Origin of the sequence: Budvicia aquatica DSM 5075 = ATCC 35567 (assembly GCF_000427805.1) — a bacterium.
Lineage (GTDB): Bacteria > Pseudomonadota > Gammaproteobacteria > Enterobacterales > Enterobacteriaceae > Budvicia > Budvicia aquatica.
In genome coordinates, this window is the sequence record NZ_ATYS01000026.1 from 32,235 (window position 1) to 52,548 (window position 20,314).

27 protein-coding genes are annotated in these 20,314 nt (G+C 44.3%); 25 read left to right on the top strand and 2 right to left on the bottom strand.

Translation table 11 applies throughout. The annotated features are described in order from the left end of the window. Positions 1–18: 18 nt before the first annotated feature. Together YWE_RS0111730 and YWE_RS0111735 are read left to right on the top strand one after the other, a co-directional pair. Positions 19–1,485: a ParB/Srx family N-terminal domain-containing protein gene (locus YWE_RS0111730; protein ID WP_029094707.1), complete on the top strand. Its 1,467-nt coding sequence runs from the start codon at positions 19–21 to the stop codon at positions 1,483–1,485. 64 nt (positions 1,486–1,549) lie between these two features. Next, positions 1,550–2,413 carry a DNA adenine methylase gene (locus tag YWE_RS0111735; protein ID WP_029094708.1) on the top strand — a complete coding sequence of 288 codons (864 nt, stop codon included), beginning with the start codon at positions 1,550–1,552 and terminating at the stop codon, positions 2,411–2,413. 340 nt (positions 2,414–2,753) lie between these two features. Here the strand turns inward: YWE_RS0111735 and YWE_RS0111740 are convergent, their stop codons facing one another. Together YWE_RS0111740 and YWE_RS0111745 are read right to left on the bottom strand one after the other, a co-directional pair. Further along, a complete protein-coding gene (locus tag YWE_RS0111740) occupies positions 2,754–3,785 on the bottom strand; it encodes a phage portal protein (protein ID WP_029094709.1) in 1,032 nt (343 codons plus the stop codon). Beyond that, positions 3,785–5,551, bottom strand: coding sequence for a terminase ATPase subunit family protein (locus tag YWE_RS0111745; RefSeq protein WP_029094710.1), 1,767 nt, complete (start codon positions 5,549–5,551; stop codon positions 3,785–3,787). The genes YWE_RS0111740 and YWE_RS0111745 overlap by 1 nt, the downstream gene beginning before the upstream one ends. A 165-nt stretch (positions 5,552–5,716) precedes the next feature. Between YWE_RS0111745 and YWE_RS0111750 the strand changes: the two genes are divergently transcribed. From YWE_RS0111750 to YWE_RS0111850, 23 genes are all read left to right on the top strand, one after another. After that, a complete protein-coding gene (locus tag YWE_RS0111750) occupies positions 5,717–6,538 on the top strand; it encodes a GPO family capsid scaffolding protein (RefSeq protein WP_029094711.1) in 822 nt (273 codons plus the stop codon). Between the two features lie 13 nt (positions 6,539–6,551). After that, entirely contained in the window at positions 6,552–7,643 is a 1,092-nt protein-coding gene (locus tag YWE_RS0111755; RefSeq protein WP_029094712.1) for a phage major capsid protein, P2 family, read from the top strand. A gap of 2 nt (positions 7,644–7,645) precedes the next feature. Beyond that, complete coding sequence (gpM, locus tag YWE_RS0111760; RefSeq protein ID WP_029094713.1) at positions 7,646–8,305, top strand: phage terminase small subunit; 660 nt, start codon at positions 7,646–7,648, stop codon at positions 8,303–8,305. An 86-nt stretch (positions 8,306–8,391) separates the two neighbouring features. After that, positions 8,392–8,856, top strand: coding sequence for a head completion/stabilization protein (locus tag YWE_RS0111765; protein WP_029094714.1), 465 nt, complete (start codon positions 8,392–8,394; stop codon positions 8,854–8,856). After that, positions 8,853–9,056, top strand: coding sequence for a tail protein X (locus YWE_RS0111770; RefSeq protein WP_029094715.1), 204 nt, complete (start codon positions 8,853–8,855; stop codon positions 9,054–9,056). The genes YWE_RS0111765 and YWE_RS0111770 overlap by 4 nt, the downstream gene beginning before the upstream one ends. A 65-nt stretch (positions 9,057–9,121) precedes the next feature. Beyond that, positions 9,122–9,298, top strand: coding sequence for an HP1 family phage holin (locus tag YWE_RS31900; protein WP_407641199.1), 177 nt, complete (start codon positions 9,122–9,124; stop codon positions 9,296–9,298). After that, entirely contained in the window at positions 9,279–9,815 is a 537-nt protein-coding gene (locus YWE_RS0111780) for a lysozyme (protein WP_029094717.1), read from the top strand. Before YWE_RS31900 ends, YWE_RS0111780 begins: the two co-directional genes overlap by 20 nt. Further along, on the top strand, positions 9,815–10,240 hold the full coding sequence (gene lysB, locus YWE_RS28990; protein WP_051323309.1) for an Rz-like lysis system protein LysB: 426 nt from the start codon (positions 9,815–9,817) through the stop codon (positions 10,238–10,240). The genes YWE_RS0111780 and lysB overlap by 1 nt, the downstream gene beginning before the upstream one ends. Next, complete coding sequence (gene lysC, locus YWE_RS31400) at positions 10,131–10,376, top strand: Rz1-like lysis system protein LysC (RefSeq protein ID WP_248595849.1); 246 nt, start codon at positions 10,131–10,133, stop codon at positions 10,374–10,376. The genes lysB and lysC overlap by 110 nt, the downstream gene beginning before the upstream one ends. Beyond that, positions 10,339–10,758, top strand: a complete 420-nt coding sequence (locus YWE_RS0111790) for a phage tail protein (RefSeq protein WP_029094718.1) — start codon at positions 10,339–10,341, stop codon at positions 10,756–10,758. The genes lysC and YWE_RS0111790 overlap by 38 nt, the downstream gene beginning before the upstream one ends. Next, entirely contained in the window at positions 10,755–11,192 is a 438-nt protein-coding gene (locus YWE_RS0111795; protein ID WP_029094719.1) for a phage virion morphogenesis protein, read from the top strand. Before YWE_RS0111790 ends, YWE_RS0111795 begins: the two co-directional genes overlap by 4 nt. A gap of 73 nt (positions 11,193–11,265) precedes the next feature. Then, positions 11,266–11,886 carry a phage baseplate assembly protein V gene (locus tag YWE_RS0111800; RefSeq protein WP_029094720.1) on the top strand — a complete coding sequence of 207 codons (621 nt, stop codon included), beginning with the start codon at positions 11,266–11,268 and terminating at the stop codon, positions 11,884–11,886. 11 nt (positions 11,887–11,897) lie between these two features. Then, positions 11,898–12,227, top strand: a complete 330-nt coding sequence (locus YWE_RS0111805) for a GPW/gp25 family protein (protein WP_248595850.1) — start codon at positions 11,898–11,900, stop codon at positions 12,225–12,227. A gap of 2 nt (positions 12,228–12,229) precedes the next feature. Further along, on the top strand, positions 12,230–13,141 hold the full coding sequence (locus YWE_RS0111810) for a baseplate assembly protein (RefSeq protein ID WP_036015840.1): 912 nt from the start codon (positions 12,230–12,232) through the stop codon (positions 13,139–13,141). Beyond that, positions 13,134–13,739 carry a phage tail protein I gene (locus YWE_RS0111815; RefSeq protein ID WP_029094723.1) on the top strand — a complete coding sequence of 202 codons (606 nt, stop codon included), beginning with the start codon at positions 13,134–13,136 and terminating at the stop codon, positions 13,737–13,739. Before YWE_RS0111810 ends, YWE_RS0111815 begins: the two co-directional genes overlap by 8 nt. Then, on the top strand, positions 13,739–15,139 hold the full coding sequence (locus YWE_RS31190; protein ID WP_051323311.1) for a phage tail protein: 1,401 nt from the start codon (positions 13,739–13,741) through the stop codon (positions 15,137–15,139). The genes YWE_RS0111815 and YWE_RS31190 overlap by 1 nt, the downstream gene beginning before the upstream one ends. 2 nt (positions 15,140–15,141) lie before the next feature. Continuing rightward, positions 15,142–15,312, top strand: a complete 171-nt coding sequence (locus YWE_RS31095; RefSeq protein ID WP_029094724.1) for a hypothetical protein — start codon at positions 15,142–15,144, stop codon at positions 15,310–15,312. Between the two features lie 45 nt (positions 15,313–15,357). After that, on the top strand, positions 15,358–15,432 hold the full coding sequence (locus YWE_RS31905; RefSeq protein WP_227659994.1) for a tail fiber assembly protein: 75 nt from the start codon (positions 15,358–15,360) through the stop codon (positions 15,430–15,432). 102 nt (positions 15,433–15,534) lie between these two features. Next, positions 15,535–16,704, top strand: a complete 1,170-nt coding sequence (locus YWE_RS0111830; RefSeq protein ID WP_029094725.1) for a phage tail sheath protein — start codon at positions 15,535–15,537, stop codon at positions 16,702–16,704. 8 nt (positions 16,705–16,712) lie between these two features. After that, the gene (locus YWE_RS0111835) at positions 16,713–17,228 is read left to right on the top strand and encodes a phage major tail tube protein (protein WP_029094726.1); all 516 of its coding nucleotides are present in this window, start codon (positions 16,713–16,715) and stop codon (positions 17,226–17,228) included. A gap of 69 nt (positions 17,229–17,297) precedes the next feature. Continuing rightward, positions 17,298–17,612 carry a phage tail assembly protein gene (locus tag YWE_RS0111840; RefSeq protein WP_029094727.1) on the top strand — a complete coding sequence of 105 codons (315 nt, stop codon included), beginning with the start codon at positions 17,298–17,300 and terminating at the stop codon, positions 17,610–17,612. A gap of 14 nt (positions 17,613–17,626) precedes the next feature. Next, positions 17,627–17,743, top strand: coding sequence for a GpE family phage tail protein (locus tag YWE_RS29000; protein WP_051323312.1), 117 nt, complete (start codon positions 17,627–17,629; stop codon positions 17,741–17,743). Next, the gene (locus YWE_RS0111850) at positions 17,740–20,310 is read left to right on the top strand and encodes a phage tail tape measure protein (protein ID WP_029094728.1); all 2,571 of its coding nucleotides are present in this window, start codon (positions 17,740–17,742) and stop codon (positions 20,308–20,310) included. The genes YWE_RS29000 and YWE_RS0111850 overlap by 4 nt, the downstream gene beginning before the upstream one ends. The last annotated feature ends 4 nt before the right edge of the window (positions 20,311–20,314 follow it).

Below are 20,314 nucleotides of genomic sequence, written 5' to 3' on the forward strand. Positions count from 1 at the left end.
GACTTTTGGGAGCATTTGATGAGTAGAAAGGACTTTACAGTTCAACATGATGTAGCGATAGATGACATACTTCTCGATCACCAAAATCCTCGAATTCGTTCCGGCGATGATCAGGATGATTGTATTGCTAGAGTCTTGAGAAAGGAAGAGCAAATGCTCAGACTTATGGCAAGCATTGCTGTTGATGGTCTGTCTACTATGCCAATACTCGTGATGCCAACAGATGATGGAAAGTGGGTTGTTAAGGATGGTAACCGGCGTATTACTGCGTTGAAACTTCTTAATAAGCCTGAATTATGTCAGTTGACTACTCTTCGCGGCAAAATTAGAAATATTAGAAAGAATAATTTAAAGAATATTCCTACTAAAATTGATTGTCATTCAAGCTCTAATGAAGAGGCTATAGCTAAAGAAGTAATAGCTCGGCATTCTGGCGCGCTAGGTGGGGCTGGCCAATTAGATTGGTCAGCCTATCTCAGGACTGTCTATCTTTTAAGCAATAACCATTCCTCAGAGTATAAGAGGGCCGGACAATATTTGTTCTGGGCGGAAAGTAATAAAATACCAGTTGAAGATGACTTTCCGATAACAAATATTAATCGATTTTTTAATGAGTCAAATCTTAGTTTGCTCGGGTTTAAAGTTACACAGAATGAATTAGAACCAATTCTTCCAGAAGATAAAATAATTGGTATGGCTTATAAGGTAATTGGCGATTTCTATTCGAAAAGAAAGTCTGTCAACGATGTTTTCACCCCTGAGCAAGCTAAAATATATTTAGATGAAGTTAGAGAAAGTGTTGGAATACATAAAGTAATAGATGTCCCTGATACTGGTAGCACTGGTAGCACTGGTAGCACTGGTAGCACTGGTAGCACTGGTAGCACTGGTAGCACTGGTAGCACTGGTAGCACTGGTAGCACTGGTAGCACTGGTGCAGGGCAATCAACCCCACCTCCGGATAGTGATGTTGTTGATGCAGGGCCTTCAGAAGGACCAATTAGACCTGTTCGGGGAAGCCCACCAAGAAAACCTGATTGGGATAGAAAAAAATTATTTTGGAAAGGGGCATTATGTCCCGCAATTCCTAGCACAGAATTGAAGGCTAGGAAGATTGTCTATGAAATAGGAAGGATTAACTCAGAAGATGCAACACTAGCTGTTACGATGCTTTTACGTGGTTTGGTGGAGTTAAGTGTTGGATATCATAGAAAAAATAATAAATTAGAAAATTTATCTAAGTTTGCTAGTCTTGCTAGTGATATGGAATCTTCTGCCGACTCAATGTATCAGCTAAAAAAAATAAATAAATCACAACTTGACCTAATTAAAGCCTATACAAACACTAAAAGAACTGAGGTTGGCATCCTTAATATTGATACTTTGCAAAAATATTTGCATAGAGAGACTCATATACCGAATAGACAAACGATCCATACTTTTTGGGACGAAATTTGCTTTTTTATTAGGTTATGCTGGGAATGATGAATTTGGTGAAGAATATTTTGGATGTTTGTTCTATTTCTTTTGGCGTGAAAGGGGAGCAGTCATGAGGTTTGGTACCCCTTTGCGCTATCCGGGTGGGAAAGGTAAGCTTACCGATTTTATTAAACTGGTATTTGTACAGAATAATTTAATTTCTGGTCATTATGTTGAACCATATGCTGGTGGGGCGGGTATTGCCATAAACTTGCTTCTCCAAGGTTATGCTGGTCATGTACATCTCAATGATATTAATCGCTCTGTTTATGCTTTCTGGCATAGCGTGTTATATGAAACAGATGAACTTTGTCAGAAAATAATGTCTACTGAAGTGACCATGGATGAGTGGTTTATTCAAAAAAATGTACAAAAAAATGCTGACTCTCATAATTTATTGGAATTGGGTTTTTCAACATTTTTCCTTAATCGCACTAACCGTTCAGGAATTTTAGCAGCAGGGGTTATTGGTGGTAAAAACCAAAATGGTAGATGGAAGATAGATGCAAGGTATAATAAAGACGACCTTATCTCTAGAATCGAAAGAATCTATCTTAATCGAGATGCGATTAGTCTATATAATATTGACGCGGCTTCATTGATAAAAACAGTGTTACCAGCCTTACCAGACAAAACACTTATTTATTTGGACCCTCCTTATTATGTTAAAGGCCAAGGGCTATATGAAAATCATTATATACATAGTGACCATATTGAAATAGCCAAGTTGGTTCAAAAAAATATCACTCACCCATGGATTGTTTCTTATGACCATGTTCCCCAAATAACTGATATGTATAAAAATACTGAGAATATTATCTACGGTATTAATTACAGTGCTCAGAATCGGTATGAAGGTGCAGAGGTAATGTTTTTTAGCGATGACTTACTCATTCCTGATATAAAAAATCCTTCTAACTTAAAAGCTTCTTAGTATGTGTTTTTTTGAAGAGTGCATGCCTATGCTGCATGAATCCGCATGAGCGCCACGTTAGGTAATTCCCCCTGTAACCCCACGCCCAGCGAGGCCTAAATCGGATCGCGCACTCGCATGAAAATCATTCAATCAAGTGCGGAGGCGTGGTGGGGGTACGATTGCGCGCGCTGAGTGATTTAGATGTAAAATCACCCACTCAGGCCGCATCCTGTGCCATTCACTTTCATCCCTTAATCGTGAGTTGCTTTAAGTGGAACCTCTGAGAATAGCGCACAGCTCGATATAACGCAGGCAATAAAAAACCGCCACGCGGCGGTTTAGTTTGTAGGGCTGATTATCAATCTGCAGGTAACTGATATTCTTTAAATCTGATCACTTCATCACCAAACCATTCGTTAAACTCTTTCATTCTTTCCTGCAGTGGTATCAGCTCATTCTGTACAAAAACCTGTGAGGCTTTCTTAACATCACCAAAGCCGCCAGTATTGTTAGGAATAATTCCCATCATCTGAGGTGGTACGCGGTGAGCGCTTAACATATCGTCTCGTGTAACATTCTTAATGTTAAAAAACTCATCCTTGGCCGTGACTTCACTCAGTGGAATTATCTGTATGCCGTCTTTCTTACCATTGGGTGCATACATGAACAGATTGCGGAAGTTGCCACGCCCACGCGCACTTTTCATTGCATTGCGGATATTATCAACATCAGTCTGATTCTGAGCCTGATCGGTTAAATACATGATGTAACCGGCGTGTTGTCCATTTTCAAAATACTTACGGCGAAATAGCGTAGCTGATTCATTAAGCCAGATAGAATTCAACGCTGATAAATATTCAGGAACGCCGTATACCTCCTGATTAATATCAGGTTCAGGTAGGTGAAATATACTGCCTTGCTCAAACTCATAAGCCTTATTCCATTCATTAACAAACCAGAAACTCTGCAGATCGATGCCCCGCCGTGTAAACTTGGCTAATGATGATTTAATTTCTAATGGTTGATGTAATTTGTTCTTTCTAACTTCTAGATAACCATTGCCAAAAATTAAGTAATCCAATGACCATCGGCTGAAATCCTGCTGTTTTAATAGCTTATGGGGCAGAAATGTACTAACTAAAATATTTCGTTTTACATAGATAGGTGAGCTGTGATGAGTTGCAGCGCGAAAGGTACGCGATAAGCCTTCTAAGCTAACCGGCGGCTCATAATATTTATCTATTGCTACACATTCAACATAGCTAAGAAAATCATTGCGATCCATTACTGGCACTGGGTCACCAAAGGTTAGCTCGATCGGGCTGTGGTTTTTATTAGCCGGTTGCTTACTGGCCTTTAATGCTTCTTTCTTCAATTGACGCTTACTCATCAGTATATTTCCACAATGTTAGAGTTTTGCTGTGTTGAGCCTTCCAGCGGTTCATTAGATAAGGCGTGCATCGTCGCCCAAGCTAAATCAGCGTGGCTGGCTTCTTCACTGCGTGAGGCTTCATAAGTTGGGCGGTTTCCGCTGGCTGTTATCGCTTTGCGGATTGCCATAAATGATTGGGCTATATCGGTATAACCGGCATCAAACTCTAAGCGCCGATTAGTGATTACGTCTTTAGCTTTAAGGACTAAGGCATTTTTAACTGTTGGGTTATAGACAAACTCGCGTGTGGCAGGGAAGAACTGTTTCACTAAATGGTATACGCCATGCCCTACGCCGGTTGAGTCGATACCTATGTAAGTCACGTTATAGCGTTCAGTTATTTGTTTGATGCTCTCAGCTTGTGCGGTGAAGTCCATGCCACGCCACTGATGGCGCTCAAGAATACGAAATTTACCACCGGGTACAACTGGCGGAGCTATAACAACACATCCGGCACTATCGCCGTTAGCAGTTCCCTTGGCTGGATCATAACCAACCCAGACAGGCCGGTAAGCAAATGGCCGGATCAGAAACTGGTTGTAGTCCTCCCATACCTCCATACTATCGACCATACAGCGCTGCATTTCTTCCAATGGGAATACAGACGATAAATCATCGACAAACTCACACATCAGTAAGTTTTGGTAATCATGCGGCCCGTATTCCAACCTGAGCTGGTCAAGGTCAAACAGGTTACAGCCGCCGTTTATTGCATCCTCAACCGTGATGATTTGTCGATATTGGCCATCCTGACAAAGAACACCTTTTGCTAAATGCGAATGTGTTAGATCGAGTTCAATACGATCAGCTTTAGGCCGTCCTCGGTTGAACAGTGCGCCACTCCAGAACGGATAAGCGCTATGGGTTAGGCTGGATGGGGTTGAAAAATAGGTTTGCCGCCATTTTTTATGCAGCGCCATACCGGATGAGACTTTTTTCAATTCAAGAAACTTGGGTATCCAGAAATATTCATCAAGGTATAGATTGCCGTGATAGCTCTGTGCTGTACGGGCGTTTGTACCAAGGAAGTACAGCATTGCACCGTTAGGCAGCGTGATCGGGTCACCACGCAAATCAACGTCCACCTCTCGCGCAAATTCAATAATATATTGCTTAAATACGTGAGCCTGAGCCTTGGATGCTGATAAGAATATTTGATTACGCCCGGTAGCAAGGGCATCAATGAACGCCTCTCGAGCAAAGTAGTAGGTCGCACCTATTTGTCGTGATTTAAGAATGTTTCGGATCCGGTGTTGGTTTCCAGCTCGATACCAGTCGCGCTGATAATCAAACATAGAATCCATAAACAGGCCGTTTAATTTGTCGATCTGCTCTTCTGTAAACTGGTTCTTTTCGGCTTGCTTTCGTGGGCCACTATTGCGGCTTTTGATGTTTGGATTTAAATCAGCCTCATTCCCGCCATTGTTAAATTTACTTATTCTTGCGTGTCGTTCAGCTTGTCGCCCTAAAAGGTCTATTTCCTTAAGGTCTCGGCCTTCCTTTTTGGGATTCATGATCAGTTGGCAATAACGCGCTGCAGTAGTTAACTGCATCTGATCTAAGGGGCCATAGCTGCCCCATTTATCGCGCTTTTTCCAGCTGTGGACAGTCGAAGGCTTCTCGCCAAGCATTTCAGCAATGCGCGCGATGCGTAGCCCTTGAAAGTAGAGGAACATTGCCTGACGGCGTGGATCCAGATCGGTATTTACGAGTGTCGTATTCATGCCGCAAGATTAGCGACCGTTTAACAACTTCACGATTAACCGCCATTGTGTGAATCCCTACACACAAGGCTTTTATTGTTTCTTATCCCTAATCCCCGCCAACATACCCGTTACTTATTTTTAGTTTGTTATTACTACATATATTTATTAACTGGGGCCTGTCGAATGGGTAAAAAATCAAAGTTTTTCCGTGTTGCTGTTGAAGGGGCGCTCTGTGATGGGCGCACTTTAGAGCGTAAACACATCGAGCAAATGGCTGCAAATTATGATCCAAAAGTCTATTTGGCTCGCGCCAATCTTGAACATTTAAGAAGTGTTTACCCAGATAGCGTTTTTCGTAGCTATGGTGAAGTGCTGGCCGCTAAAACAGAGGAAGTTTCTGACGGTGCGCTGGCGGGTAAGTTAGCGCTATTGGTTCAGGTTGATGCCTCTGATGATTTGGTTGCACTAAATCAGTCAAAACAGAAGTTATCTACAAGCATTGAGTATTACGCAGAGTTTGCGGATACCGGTGAAGCCTATTTGGTCGGTCTGGCATTTACCGATAACCCCGCGAGTTTGGGAACTGAAATGATGATGTTCTGTGCCAATGCTCAGAGTAATCCGTTAGCTTCCCGAAAAACCAATTTATTAACCTCTTTTACTGAGGCACAGGAAACTACGCTTGATTTCGAAATTGAGCCAGAGCCCAAGCCGAGCCTTTTATCAATGGTGAAAGGGATGTTAGGTAAAAACAGTAAACAACAAGCTGACATTCATAACGATGTATCAGGCGCTGTAGAACTACTCACCTCGCACCAACAAACTTTAGCCGATCGTATTTCGGCAATGGAAAAACTGCAGGCTGACGAATCGCAAAAAACTCAGTTAGAGCAACTATCGAAAGACTTCGCCGATCTGAAAACTCAGTTATCAATAGAAGATCGTAACTCAAGCCATCGCCCGGCCGCTACCGGCGGCGGCTCTTCAATCGTGACTGATTGCTAAGGAAAATTGATTAATGAAAACCCTTACCCGCAAAGCGTATAACGGCTACTTAACTCAGCTAGCCAATTTGAATCATGTTGATGTTCAGGATTTATCCTCTAAATTTCCGGTAGATCCATCCGTCGAACAGACTTTGGAAGAAAAGATCCAAGAATCAGCCGATTTTCTGAAAAATATCAATATTTCACCGGTAGATGATAAATCCGGTCAGGCTCTTGGTTTAGGTGCAGACCGTCCATGCGCGGGAACGACTGATACAACCACTCAAGAGCGCGAACCAACCGACCCAACCAGCATGACTGCCGTTGAGTATGTTTGTGAGCAAACCAACTTTGATACGTCATTGACCTATAACAAGTTGGATTTATGGGCTAAGAAAAAGAATTTTCAGCCAATTATCAGAGATTCAATTATCAAGCGTCAGGCTCTAGACCGAATCATGATCGGTTTCAATGGCGTAAAGCGTGAGAAAACATCTGATAAAACGACTAATAAGATGCTGCAAGATGTGAATGTTGGTTGGCTGCAGAAAATCAGAAATGACCGCCCAAGCCATGTTATGTCAGGTGTAACTGATGAATCCGGTCAGGTGATTGTAGATAAAATATATGTTGGCCCCGGCCATGATTATATCAACCTCGATGCTGTTGTAATGGATGCCGTTGATAACATTATTGCGGAACACTTCCAAGATGATGATCAGTTAGTGGTTATCTGTGGCCGCAAGTTACTCAGTGATAAATATTTCCCTCTGGTTAATAAAGAGCAGGAAAACACAGAGCAGCTAGCTGCAGGCTTAATTATCAGTCAAAAACGGTTAGGTGGCCTGTGGGCGGTTCGTGTGCCTTATTTCCCAGCTAACGCAATGTTAATTACCCGCTTAGATAACCTGTCTATCTACTGGCAGGAAGGGACGCGCCGCCGTTCAATTATCGACAATCCAAAGCGTGACCGTATCGAAAACTATGAGTCAGTGAATGAGGCTTATGTTGTTGAAGATTACGACTGTGCCGTTTTGATTGAAAACATTGTTATTGGCCCAAAAGCGAAAGTGATCGAAGAGCCAGAAAATGAAGCGCCGAAAACAGATGGCGCAGAGGCTTAATAATGACTAGTCCAGCTCGCCGTCATGTAGTTCGCGTTTCTGCTCAAGAGGCCGCCAGAAAGGGCGGCTCCTATCAGTACGCCAGCGCATATGAACTGATGTTGGTTAAGTTAAATGCCGATCGCCAGCGGTTGCGGTTAGTCCAATCTGTAGAGAAAAAGGCAGAACTTAAGAAAAAGTTATTGCCTGAGTACTCGCCGTGGGTTGCAGGGGTTTTATCGCACGGTATAGGCCATCAGGATGATGTTGTTATGTTTATCATGATTTGGCGTATTGATACCGGTGACTTGTCCGGTGCGTTGGATATCGCTGAGTATGCCCTAAAACATGATCTTGCCATGCCCACGCGATTTAATCGGCAGACTGCCTGCGCAATTGCCGAAGAGGTTGCCGAATATGGATCTCGTAGTTATGGGGCTAAATTGCCGGTTGATTTACCTCTACTGATGCGAGCCTTAGAGCTAACTGATGGCAAAGATATGCCTGATGAAGTCAGAGCCAAGCTGCATAAGATTATTGGCTTTGCTGAACGCTCACGAAATAACCCTGTTATCGCCCTTAATCATTTAACTCGCGCCTTACATCTGCATAGTAAATGCGGTGTGAAAAAGGATATCGACGGGTTAGAGAGAGAGATAAGAAACGCCGCTAAAAGCGGATAAAAGAACGTGCCAACGCGCGGGGCGGCACGGGTAAGTGTTGAATTAAACGCTTATTCCGTCCACCGCCCAACCTAACAGGGAATAACATGAAATTTATTACCGCTAATCCACCGCCAGAAAATGAAGAGCCAATCGTTAATACCAATTTTTGGCCCTCTGTTGATTTGGCTGATTTACGGGATGTTATGCGTATTGATGGAACTGTGTCTACTCAACGGCTCCGGCATATTGCGTTAAATGAAATTGCCAGTGTGAATGGTGAGCTTTTTGTCTGGCGAGATGAGCAAAAAGATAAAGGTTACTCGTCTTTAAGTGCTGTTCCGGCGGATTCCATTGGCGGCCATAGCATCCATTTATTTAGATATAAGCAGGCCGTGTATTGTAAGACCAAAGCCGGGTTACTTGAACGTTACCGGGATTATGACGCGACCAACTCAGGCAACCAGAAAGCTGAGGAAATGCCGGATTCTATTGATGATTTACGCCGTGATGCAGCTTGGGCCATTAGCGAGATCCAAGGCTTGCCTCATAGCACCATTGAATTGATATGAAAATTATCGCACATCAGGGAGATACCGTGGATGCCATCTGTTGGCGGTATTACCAGCGTACAGCCGGTGTCACAGAGTTAGTGTTAAGAGCTAATCCTGGTCTATCAGATCTTGGTGTGGTTATTCCGCATGGCACACCGGTAGAACTACCGGATATCGCGCCAGTAACAAATAGAAAAATGGTACAGCTATGGGATTAGTTGAGCGTTTGATTTTGGATCTTTCTAATTGGTTGGAGCGTCATATAACAAACCTCAGTTACTCAATGTCCGTATTAGTCGCTACATGTGGAGCTATGACTCTACAGGAATGGATGTATGTAACAGGGATCGCGGTGGCAATCGGTACATTCTTTGTTAACTGGCATTACCGCCGAAAAACAGCACGGATATTAAAAGATTTAGGGATAAGGCAGAGGATTTATGAAGAAACTAACAGGTAGTGCCTGCATTATTACTGCAGTATTAGGTATTTTCTGGACGCTGCCCGGCGCTGATTCGTTGCGGGTTAGTGATGATGCTATCCAGCTTATTGCTGAATTTGAAGGCTGCAGGACTAATGCCTATCAATGTTCCGCCGGTGTCTGGACAAATGGAATCGGTCATACCAAAGGCGTTAAACGTGGTGATTCAGCAACAACGGATAAGATCGCTAGGTTCTTGATTGAGGATATTACTGATGCTGAACGTTGCGTCATGGCTAAGTTAAATGGCGCGAATATGCCTCAGAGTGTTTTAGATGCCAGTGCATCATTAGTGCTGAATGTTGGCTGTCAGGCAGCAACATATAATCGAAAACAAAAAAGGCCAACCTTTTTAGCAACGCATGCAACTCAACGAAACTGGCGCGCTATGTGTAATGAGTTCGGTGGCTTTAAATATGCGGCTGGAAAAGTTTCGCCGGGATTAGAACGCCGGAGGGCCGCCGAAACTAAATTGTGTTTATCGGGGGTTCGCTGATGAAACTAACCGCTGTATTTATTATTTCTATTATCGCTGCTGTTATTTTCTTGTTATGGCGGGTTGATTATTTATCCGCTAAATGGGACAACGCAAAATTACTGATTAATACCCGTGATAACACCATCAATCAATTAAATAAAAGCATTGAAAAATTGGCTTCATTAAAGCGTGATAATGATAAGGCTCAGGTTATTCATCAACAGCAATTAACGGAAACAACTGAACGGCTTAATATCAAAAATAAGCAATTACAGAGACTGACTCATGAAAACGAAATGTTACGCGACTGGTTTAATTCTGGCTTGCCTCCTGATGTTATCAGGCTGCGCCAACGACCCGCCATCAACGGCGCGTCCGATTATCGTAAATGGTTGTCCGAGCGTGACAGCTTGCCAGTTTCCGGCCCAGAATCCATTCACTAACGGTGATCTGGATGATGTGGCGAATCAGTTAGAGTTGGCGCTATATCAGTGCGCTGAAAAGGTCGATATGATTTTAAATTGCCAGCGAGATATTAATAATGATAAAGCCGGATTCTCTGAGGGATATGCTCAATAAAAGTGTTGATTTTGTCCGTAAATCACCTGAGAACCTACATGTATTTATTAAAGATGGAAAAGTTATTTCTACGTTGGGTCCTTCGCTGTCATTCGAATATCAGTATGTGATGAATATATTGATTACTGATTATTCAGGTGACGCCAATTTATTAATCGTACCGATCTTGTATTGGCTGAGAAAAAATCAGCCAGATATATTAACTGCTGAATCTGACGGTATTAGATTTGAGGTCGATTTTTTAAATCACCAACAACAAGATATTGATATCTCATTACGACTAACTGAGCGTGTTATTGCCAGTATGAAAGATGGCGCTATTTTTATTCAGAATATTCCTGAGCCGCCACCACCTATTAATGATGAGTGGGCCATGCCGTGAGTGATTTGCATCAAGTAGAACAAGCCATTGCCGCATTAATTAATCGGTCATCACCGGCAAGCCGCCGTAAAATGAATTCAGCATTAGCGCGCAAATTACGCCAGCGTCAGCAAATAAGTATTCAGAAACAACAAGCCCCCGATGGAACGCCTTACGCGCCCCGGAAAAATAAGAAACCGGGCAAGCGGGTGATGTTTCGCCGGTTGCGCACGGTTCGATTTATGAAAACCCGGTCTACGCCGGATGATATGACTATTTCATTTGCTCAGAGCACGCAGAATATAGCGCGTGTTCATCATTATGGATTGAGAGAAAAAATAGAAACTAAGGGGCGAAAACTTGAGATTAAGTACGCTCGCCGACAGTTGATTGGTATTACTCCTCATGACGTGGAAATTATAGGCACTGAAATTATCGATTTCCTCAGTAAATAAATTCAATTTGTGCCAATCGTGGCACACCTTCAATTAATCCAAAAGATATCAGGTAATCGGCACACTATCCGTTATGAATAATCTTGATGTAATAACAGACCTGAGAAGGCGCTTAGATAATTTATTGCGCATTGGTGTTATATCCGCGCTTGATCCTGCTCGTCCATATTGCCGGGTTAAGACTGGGGAACTTGAGACCGGTTGGATAAAGTGGATATGTCAGCGCGCAGGGGGCGATTCAGATTGGTGGCCGCCAACTGTAGGCGAGCAAGTACTTTTACTCTGTTTAGGTGGTGAACTAACTACAGCATTCGCTTTAGTGGGTATCTATTCTGATGATAATCCGCCGCCGTCTCTATCGCCAACCGCCAGAAAAATTAAATTTTCTGATGGTGCTGTTATTGAGTATGAAGCGGCAACCAGTACGTTAAACATCAATGGAGCAAAGACCGTCTTTATTGATAACGCTGACAAGATAACTGCCTCTGCAGGAACCAAGATAATGCTTAACTCGCCGGTTGTTGAGTGCTCAAGTTTATTAATCACTCAATCTCTACAAGTGAACGGCGGCGGGACGATGAAAGGCAATATTAATCATAGTGGTGGCAGTTTCTCATCAAATGGCGTGGTTGTTGATACTCATATTCATGATGGTGTTAAACAGGGCGGCGATACATCCGGGGGGCCAAGATAATGTATTTAGGCATGAACTCTGGTACAGGGCGCAGCATTTCCGACTTGGATCATATCCGGCAATCAGTAAGAGATATTCTTATTACGCCGATAGGTTCCCGCATTGCTCGCCGGGAATATGGCTCATTACTGTTCAGGCTTATTGACCAGCCTCAAAACGATGTAACTCGCCTAAGAATGATGTCGGCTATTTATAGCGCTCTCGTTCAGTGGGAGCCACGCATTCAGCTAACTGATATTGATGTTCAAGCCTCTTTTGATGGGACTATGGTTGTCACGTTTGGCGGCAAGCGAATAGATACAGATATGAACTTTAATTTTGAATTGCCAATAGGGATCTAGCGATGAGTGGCGTTATTGATTTAAACCAGTTACCTGCCCCTAATGTCATTGAATTATTGGATTTTGAAGTGATTTTTCAGGAGCGAAAGCAACGATTAATTTCACTTTATCCAGAAGATCTGCGGGCCAATATTGAGGCGACATTACAATTTGAATCTGAGCCGATCGTTAAATTGCTGCAGGAAAATGCTTATCGTGAGTTAGTGCTCCGGCAGAGAGTGAATGAAGCGGCCCGCGCAGTAATGGTTGCCTATTCTGGCGGTAATGACTTGGATAACTTAGCGGCAAATTACAATGTTGAACGTCTTGTTATTCATCCAGCAGATAGTAAGTCCATTCCCCCGGTGGCTGCAGTGATGGAGTCTGATAGTGATTTAAGGCTGAGATTGCCTCAAGCCTTTGAGGGGATGAGCGTTGCCGGGCCTACCGGTGCTTATGAGTTTCATGCCAGAAGCGCTGACGGTCGGGTGTCTGATGTGTCAGCAATCAGCCCGCGCCCGGCTGAGGTATTAATATCAGTTTTATCCAGAGAAGGCACCGGTCAGGCAAGTAGCGATCTTATTTCAATTATTAATAAAGCGCTTAATGATGAGAACGTGCGCCCGGTTGCTGACCGTGTCACTGTTCAATCAGCGGAAATAATTGAATATCAAATAGAAGCCGATTTATGGTTTTATCCGGGGCCTGAGTCTGAGCCTGTGCGATTAGCGGCAGAAAATAAGCTAAGGGAATATATAGCAATACAACGGCGGTTAGGCCGAGATATTAGGAAAAGTGCTATTTATGCAGCCTTAACCGTTGAAGGAGTCCAGCGCGTTGAGTTAATCAGCCCGGCTGAGGATGTGGTTTTGGATAAGACTCAGGCGGCTTATTGTTCCTCATATCAAATTGGTTTTGGTGGATATGATGAGTAATCAGTTATTGCCTACTGGCTCATCTTTGTTGGAAATCGCAGCTGCAAAAGCATTAGCTGATATCGATCTGCTCTCAGTGCCTCTGCGGGAGCTTTGGGACCCGAACCTTTGCCCTGCTAATTTTCTACCTTATTTGGCTTGGGCTTTCTCTGTCGATTATTGGGATAGTAACTGGCCTGAACAGGTGAAGCGTAATGCTGTTTCTGCGTCTTATTATATTCACCGGCACAAGGGCACTATTGCCGCCATTCGCCGAGTTGTTGAGCCATTGGGTTATTTAATCCGTGTCGTTGAATGGTGGAAATCTGGTGATATTCCGGGAACGTTTCGGCTTGATGTTGGTGTATTAGAAACGGGAATTACCGATGAAATGTATCGGGAGTTAGAGCGGTTAATTAATGATGCAAAACCCTGCAGCCGCCACCTTATCGGACTCTCGATTAATTTAGAAACTCAGGGCCGCGCTTATATTGCTTGTTCTAGTTATAGCGGGGATGAATTAACTATATATCCATACGTGCCGGATGAAATTGTTATTAGCAGTAATATTAATACGGCTGGCGCACTTCACTTAATCGACATAATGAGAATAGAGTAATGACAAGTAAATATTATGTGATTCTAACCGCAATTGGCGCAGCTAAGTTGGCTAATGCTACCGCCTTGGGTGCTCAGTTGGAAATTACCCATATGGCTATTGGTGATGGCGGTGGAGTAGTTCCTAATCCTGATGCCACACAAATCAAATTAGTGAATGAGTGCTACAGGGCACAATTAAACTCATTGTCTGTGGATGAGAACAACCAGAATCAGATTATTGCCGAAATGGTTTTACCCGAGACTATAGGCGGCTGGTATATCAGAGAAACCGGCCTTTATGATTCCGTTGGCGATCTGATTGCTGTCGCTAATGCTCCTGAATCCTATAAGCCGCAATTACAGGAAGGCTCTGGCCGCACACAGGTTGTGCGAATGGTTTTGATTGTTAGTAGTACCAGTAATGTATCACTTAAAATTGATCCGGCGATTGTGCTGGCAACCCGACAGCATGTTGACCAGTCAATTTCAGCGCTAGAAATGAGAATGAAAACGGCACTTACTGATCATGAGAAATCAAGGTGCCATCCTGATGCAACGTTAAGCAGCAAGGGGTTTGTTAAACTCAGTAAGTCTACTGATAGTGATAATGACACTACTGCAGCTACATCGAGCTCCATTAAGGCAGTCAGCGATCAAGTAAGTGGTAAATTGAGTAAAGCAGCAAATTTGAGTGATGTGGAGGATGTGGCTTTAGTTTTAGAAAACCTTGGTTTAACAGAACAGCATTTTGGCTATCAAAATATACAGACTTACACTGATGCTGGGATTTATACGTTTAACGTTCCTGATGAGCTATGTGCGGGCCGTAAATGCTGGGTAGAGGTTTATGGCGGTGGTGGGGGCGGTGGCGCTATAAGAATTTCATCAACCCTGACCGGTGTCATTGTTGCCCCGGCTGGCGGTGGTGGTGGTGGATATGCCGCAAAATTAATAGATTTAACGGATATTGATGCAGTAACAGTAACAGTAACAGTTACTGTTGGGGTTGGCGGTGCCGGGGCGATTACATCAGGTTCAACTTTAGAAGCTGGAATGGCTGGGGGAACATCTTCATTCGGTGCATATTGTTCCGCCTCAGGCGGTTCAAGTTTTTTTAACTCAGCAAGCTCTGGGGGGGTGGGGGTTGGCGGTGATATAAACGCATCGCTCGGCTACGGTGGGAATAATAATTTAGTGAATATAGCAACCGCAGCACAGCAAGTTTATATCGTTCCGGGCGGCGGTGGTGGTCCCAACGGCGGCTCACCGATGGGGTTGGGGACTGCTAATGGAGTTGGGGGCGTAGCTAATAAAGGCGATGCTTATGGCGGCGGCGGCTCAGGCTGTATTGTTAATACTGTAATTGCAAAGGCATTTGCTGGCGAAGGGGCCGCTGGCGCGGTATTTATAAGGTGGTAAATATGTGGGCAAGAATAGAAAATAATAGAGTAGTGGAATTAACTGATATCAATCCAGAGGGGCGTTTCCACCCCTCTCTTGTATGGGTTAATTGTCCCGAATACGTTCAAGCAGACTATTTGTACGACGGACATATTTTTACCGAGCCAGAAGAAATATCCGATATTGAATAACTAGGCCGGTATGATGGGCCACTCTATATTTGGCGCAATATCCGTATCTACCGTGTTTTACTTAGCAGGGTTGATACCAGCACCGCACCAGATATCATCTGGCCTACTCAACCAGAATAATCAAATTGTGCCAGCAATGGCACACATCCAATAAGCTGCGCTCTTCTTATCCTTTCCTCATTATATCCGGTGACATTCTTTGTTCACCGGAGAACTATTTTAATGGCTCAAGATTACCATCACGGCGTGCGCGTTCAGGAAATAAATGAAGGAACGCGCACCATCAGAACTATCAGCACTGCAATTGTTGGCATGGTCTGCACCGCTAATGATGCTGATGAAAAAACATTTCCATATGACACACCGGTTTTACTCACCGATATCAATAAAGCCATCGGGAGTGCGGGCGAAGCTGGAACGCTTGCCCGATCTCTTGATGCTATCGCCGATCAGACTAAGCCGGTCACGGTTGTTGTTCGTGTGAAAGAGGCTGAAACGGAAGAGGAAACCACCTCAAATATTATTGGCGGCAATATTGCGGGCCGTAATACTGGCATGAAAGCCTTACTTTCAGCGCAAACCCGTTTAGGTGTAACGCCTCGCATCTTAGGTGTACCGGGGCTTGATAACGAGTATGTTTCAGCGGAGTTAGCTTCTATTTGCCAGTCATTGCGGGCATTTGGTTATATCAGCGCTCACGGGTGCGAGACTAAAGAAGAGGCGATGTTATATCGGCAGGGATTTAGTCAGCGTGAATTAATGCTGATTTGGCCTGATTTTATTGACTGGGATACTGTTAAAAATCAAGAGGCCACAGCCTACGCAACCGCCCGCGCTTTGGGACTACGCGCCAAACTGGATGAGGAAATCGGCTGGCATAAAACCTTATCAAACATTGGTGTAAATGGCGTGACAGGGATTAGCCATGATGTTTATTGGGCGCTCCAAAATCCTGCAACTGATGCTGGCCTGCTTAATGAAAATGACATTACTACTTTAATCCGTAGTGATGGTTATCGTTTTTGGGGTTCTCGTACCTGCTCAGATGATCCGCTTTTTGCATTTGAAAACTATACCCGTTCGGCTCAGGTTCTGGCGGATACGATGGCAGAGGCTCACATGTGGGCAATTGATAAGCCATTAACGCCAACTCTGGCAAAAGACATTATCGAAGGTATTCGGGCCAAGCTGCGTGAGCTGGTTTCTACCGGTTATCTATTAGGTGGTGATTGTTGGTATGACGATTCGGTCAATGATAAAGACACATTGAAAGCCGGTAAGTTATATCTGGACTACGACTACACGCCAATCCCTCCACTGGAAAACCTGATGTTCCGTCAGAGAATCACTGATTCTTATCTGATGAACTTTGGACAATCTTTAAATAGCTAGGGTGAAACATGGCATTACCAAGAAAACTTAAATACCTCAATACGTTCGTTGATGGTGATAACTGGGTTGGCGTTATTGAATCCATGACATTACCCAAACTGACTCGAAAATTAGAGAACTACCGGGGCGGTGGCATGAATGGATCTGCGCCCGCTGATTTGGGCCTAGATGATGATGCGCTAGCACTTGAATGGGCAATTGGCGGCCTTCATCCACTTATTTATAAACAACTTGGCGCACCAACTGCCGCCGCTGTACCTATCCGCTTTATGGGGTCATATCAACGGGATGATACCGGCGATACCTCCGCTGTTGAGGTAGTAATGCGTGGCCGTCATAAAGAGGTTGATGGCGGCGAGTTAAAGCAAGGCGAGAACACATCGACCAAGATCAGTACGGTCTGTACGTATTACAAATTGACTATTGACGGTGAGGATATTGTTGAAATCGACACCATCAACATGATTGAGATTATCGGCGGTGATGACCGTTTAAAACAGCACCGTAAAAACATTGGTCTGTAATTCATCTCAATATCACATTTAAGCGCGCCAATCGGCGCGCCATCACAAGATAAAACGGAGTAGATACAAATGGCTAAAGATAAAGGCGCAGTGAAAGTAATCGAACCAGTAACGCTGGATACACCAATTAAGCGCGGTGATACCGAGATTACGCAGGTCTATGTTAAAAAGCCCAATTCAGGCTCTCTGCGCGGCACTTCCCTAACTGATTTGATGGGGATGGATGTTGTTGGTTTGATGAAAGTTTTACCCCGCATCACTAACCCAAGCCTAACGGAAGTAGAAATCCAGAACATGGATCCTGCCGATCTGGTTCAGCTGGGTAGTGAGCTTGTTGGTTTTTTGCTACCGAAATCAGCGCTGCCGGGATACCAAGAGGATTAACCGTTAATGATCTGATGGCAGATATTGCCATCATTTTTCATTGGCCTCCTTCTGAAATGTACGACATGAGCATTACGGAACTTTGGGAATGGAGAGCGCAGGCAGCAAAGCGAACGGAGAATGATGAGTGAGTGGTTCAAAATTAGAGTTAAGGGTAATCCTGAATGCGGTTGATAAACTCACTCGCCCGTTTAAATCAATGCAATCAGCTAACACCAAGTTAGCGCAAAACATTAAAGCCTCTCGTGAACAGCTTAAGCAATTAAATAGCCAAGCCTCACAGATTGATGGTTTCCGTAAAACTCAGGCACAGGCTGCAGTCACTGCCCAGAACTTGAAAAAGGCCAAGGCCGAAGCTGCCGCCTTAGCTCAACAGTTTAGGGCATCACAAAACCCCACAGCGCAACAAACCAAAGCGATGCGGGCGGCTGCACAAAATGCCAAGCAGTTACAGCAACAATATAACAATCTGCAATCATCGCTACAGCGCCAGCGTGACGCACTCAACGCCGCCGGGCTATCAACTCGGACGCTAGGCACATCACAGCGAGCCTTAAGAACCAATATTACCAGCACCACCCAGCAGCTTAGGGCGCAACAGGCAGAGTTAACCCGACTTGGCGAGCGCCAAAGGCGGTTAGCCGCAGTCAGAGATCGTTATCAGCGATCTATGCAACATAAGGCTGTGGTTGCCGGTATGGGCTACACCACTCAAGCCACTGGGCGTAGGGTTGGTCAACTTGGGGTCCAGTCCTTGCGGGTTGGCTATGAGTTTGATGCATTGATGAGTAAAACTCAGGCCGTAACTCGAATTCAGGATAAAAGCGCACCAGAAATGCAGGCTCTCAGACAGCAGGCAAGAACGTTGCCATTGTCATCAAAGTTTACTGATTCCGAAGTAGCCGAGGGACAATACTTTTTAGCCCGCACCGGCTACAACGCCAAACAGGTATTAGGGGCGATGCCGGGAATGCTTAACCTTGCCTCGGCTGGCGGGATCGACCTTGGCACCACTGCCGATATAGCCTCAAATATCCAGATGGCCATGGGAATACCAGCGGAAAAAATGGATCACGTTGCAGACGTTATGACCGCTCTGTTTACTCGCAATAACGTAGATATCCCCATGCTTGGCGAGTCGCTTAAATATTCTGCAGGTGTTGGCCGGGAGTATGGGCAGAGCCTTGAAACTGTGGCTGCTGCAACGGCAATGCTAGGCAGCGCCGGTATTCAAGGGAGCCAAGCAGGTACAACAATGCGGAGCGTATTAAGTCGCATTGGTAACTCTGCCGCAGTAAAAGAATTAGGTGTTAAAACTTCTGATAAAGATGGAAATATGCGGGACTTGATCGATATTTTAAAAGATATCGACGCTAAAACCGCGAAGATGGGAAACGTTGATCGCGGAGCTGTTTATAAGTCCATTGCCGGGCAGTATGCGGTTACGGGTTTTGGTGTGCTTATGCGCGCAGCTAGTAATGGCTCTTTGGAGAAAATGCGGGGCCAGCCCGGAGAGTATGACGGTGAAGCCGCCAGAGTCGCTAAAACGATGATGGATAACTTAGCCGGTGATATGACTATTTTGCATGCTGGTTTAGAGAATATCAGTGTTGAGTTATTTGAAAAGAATAACGGCTGGTTGCGTGAAACCGCTACAAAACTCAGCGGAATCCTACATTCAATTTCAGACTTTTTAAAAGCCCACCCCGCTATAAGTAAAGGGATTGTGATTGTCGCCGCCTCTTTTGCTGTAGTTGCATCAGTCATGGGAACGCTAATGATCGGTGTTATGGGGATCCTTGGCCCGCTCGCTATGCTGAAAATGACATTTTCTGTTCTTGGTATCAAGGGGTTCTCGGCCTTCTCTTTAGTTACTAAAGGCGTTGGCTTGCTAGGTAAAGGGATTGTGCTCTTAGGCCGGGCAATGATGGCTAATCCTATCTTGGCAATTATTGCCCTGATAGCTATGGCCGCCATCTGGATTTGGCAGAACTGGGACTGGTTAGGGCCAAAGTTTATAGCACTATGGGAAAAGGTTAAAAATGCCTGTGCAGTTGCTTGGGCTTATATAAAGAATGCGGTCATAACTGCAGCTAAGGCAGTATTGAATTTCTTTATAGATTGGTCTTTGCCGGGGTTGATTTATAAACATTGGGATGCAATCAGAGATAAGACCGGTCAGGCATGGTCGGCATTTAAACGTGTCTGTACAGATGTAGGTACTGCAGTAGCTAACTTTTTTATTAATTGGTCATTGCCGGGGATTATCTATAAGCACTGGGATGGAATTGTTGATTATGTCAAAGGGCTTAAAGATAGTTTTGTTGATAATGGCCGGGCCATTATTGACTGGCTGTTATCCGGGATTAATGAGAAATGGTCAGAGCTGAAAAATAAATTTAGTTCTTTAAGCGACCTAATCCCCGGTGGAGTTAAAGAGTTTTTTGGTATTCAAGCCAATGCCGAAGTACAGACAACTAGCACTGATCAACCTCTTTCAAAGGTATCCGATCTGGCTTCTTACCAGCCCCTTAAATTTGGTGGTAGTAAGCAGTATGTCGATCAGTCCAAGACTGAAATTAATATCACGAATGGTTCAGGTGATGCGGATAGCACAGCAAAACTAAAAAGAATGCTTGATGAACGCGATAGGGAAAAGGCAGCGCGTCAGCGCAGAGTATTAGCTGATACTAACTGAGTGG

Coding starts and splice junctions, on each gene's coding strand:
- lysC (WP_248595849.1), top strand. CDS start 10,131: ATGTTATCAGGCTGCGCCAACGACCCGCCATCAACGGCGCGTCCGATT.
- YWE_RS0111835 (WP_029094726.1), top strand. CDS start 16,713: ATGGCATTACCAAGAAAACTTAAATACCTCAATACGTTCGTTGATGGT.
- YWE_RS0111750 (WP_029094711.1), top strand. CDS start 5,717: ATGGGTAAAAAATCAAAGTTTTTCCGTGTTGCTGTTGAAGGGGCGCTC.
- YWE_RS0111735 (WP_029094708.1), top strand. CDS start 1,550: ATGAGGTTTGGTACCCCTTTGCGCTATCCGGGTGGGAAAGGTAAGCTT.
- YWE_RS0111790 (WP_029094718.1), top strand. CDS start 10,339: ATGATAAAGCCGGATTCTCTGAGGGATATGCTCAATAAAAGTGTTGAT.
- YWE_RS0111800 (WP_029094720.1), top strand. CDS start 11,266: ATGAATAATCTTGATGTAATAACAGACCTGAGAAGGCGCTTAGATAAT.
- YWE_RS0111815 (WP_029094723.1), top strand. CDS start 13,134: ATGAGTAATCAGTTATTGCCTACTGGCTCATCTTTGTTGGAAATCGCA.
- YWE_RS0111780 (WP_029094717.1), top strand. CDS start 9,279: ATGAAGAAACTAACAGGTAGTGCCTGCATTATTACTGCAGTATTAGGT.
- YWE_RS31900 (WP_407641199.1), top strand. CDS start 9,122: ATGTCCGTATTAGTCGCTACATGTGGAGCTATGACTCTACAGGAATGG.
- YWE_RS0111805 (WP_248595850.1), top strand. CDS start 11,898: ATGAACTCTGGTACAGGGCGCAGCATTTCCGACTTGGATCATATCCGG.
- YWE_RS31095 (WP_029094724.1), top strand. CDS start 15,142: ATGTGGGCAAGAATAGAAAATAATAGAGTAGTGGAATTAACTGATATC.
- YWE_RS31190 (WP_051323311.1), top strand. CDS start 13,739: ATGACAAGTAAATATTATGTGATTCTAACCGCAATTGGCGCAGCTAAG.
- lysB (WP_051323309.1), top strand. CDS start 9,815: ATGAAACTAACCGCTGTATTTATTATTTCTATTATCGCTGCTGTTATT.
- YWE_RS29000 (WP_051323312.1), top strand. CDS start 17,627: ATGGCAGATATTGCCATCATTTTTCATTGGCCTCCTTCTGAAATGTAC.
- YWE_RS0111740 (WP_029094709.1), bottom strand. CDS start 3,785: ATGAGTAAGCGTCAATTGAAGAAAGAAGCATTAAAGGCCAGTAAGCAA.
- gpM (WP_029094713.1), top strand. CDS start 7,646: ATGACTAGTCCAGCTCGCCGTCATGTAGTTCGCGTTTCTGCTCAAGAG.
- YWE_RS0111755 (WP_029094712.1), top strand. CDS start 6,552: ATGAAAACCCTTACCCGCAAAGCGTATAACGGCTACTTAACTCAGCTA.
- YWE_RS0111745 (WP_029094710.1), bottom strand. CDS start 5,551: ATGAATACGACACTCGTAAATACCGATCTGGATCCACGCCGTCAGGCA.
- YWE_RS0111810 (WP_036015840.1), top strand. CDS start 12,230: ATGAGTGGCGTTATTGATTTAAACCAGTTACCTGCCCCTAATGTCATT.
- YWE_RS0111730 (WP_029094707.1), top strand. CDS start 19: ATGAGTAGAAAGGACTTTACAGTTCAACATGATGTAGCGATAGATGAC.
- YWE_RS0111770 (WP_029094715.1), top strand. CDS start 8,853: ATGAAAATTATCGCACATCAGGGAGATACCGTGGATGCCATCTGTTGG.
- YWE_RS0111830 (WP_029094725.1), top strand. CDS start 15,535: ATGGCTCAAGATTACCATCACGGCGTGCGCGTTCAGGAAATAAATGAA.
- YWE_RS0111765 (WP_029094714.1), top strand. CDS start 8,392: ATGAAATTTATTACCGCTAATCCACCGCCAGAAAATGAAGAGCCAATC.
- YWE_RS0111840 (WP_029094727.1), top strand. CDS start 17,298: ATGGCTAAAGATAAAGGCGCAGTGAAAGTAATCGAACCAGTAACGCTG.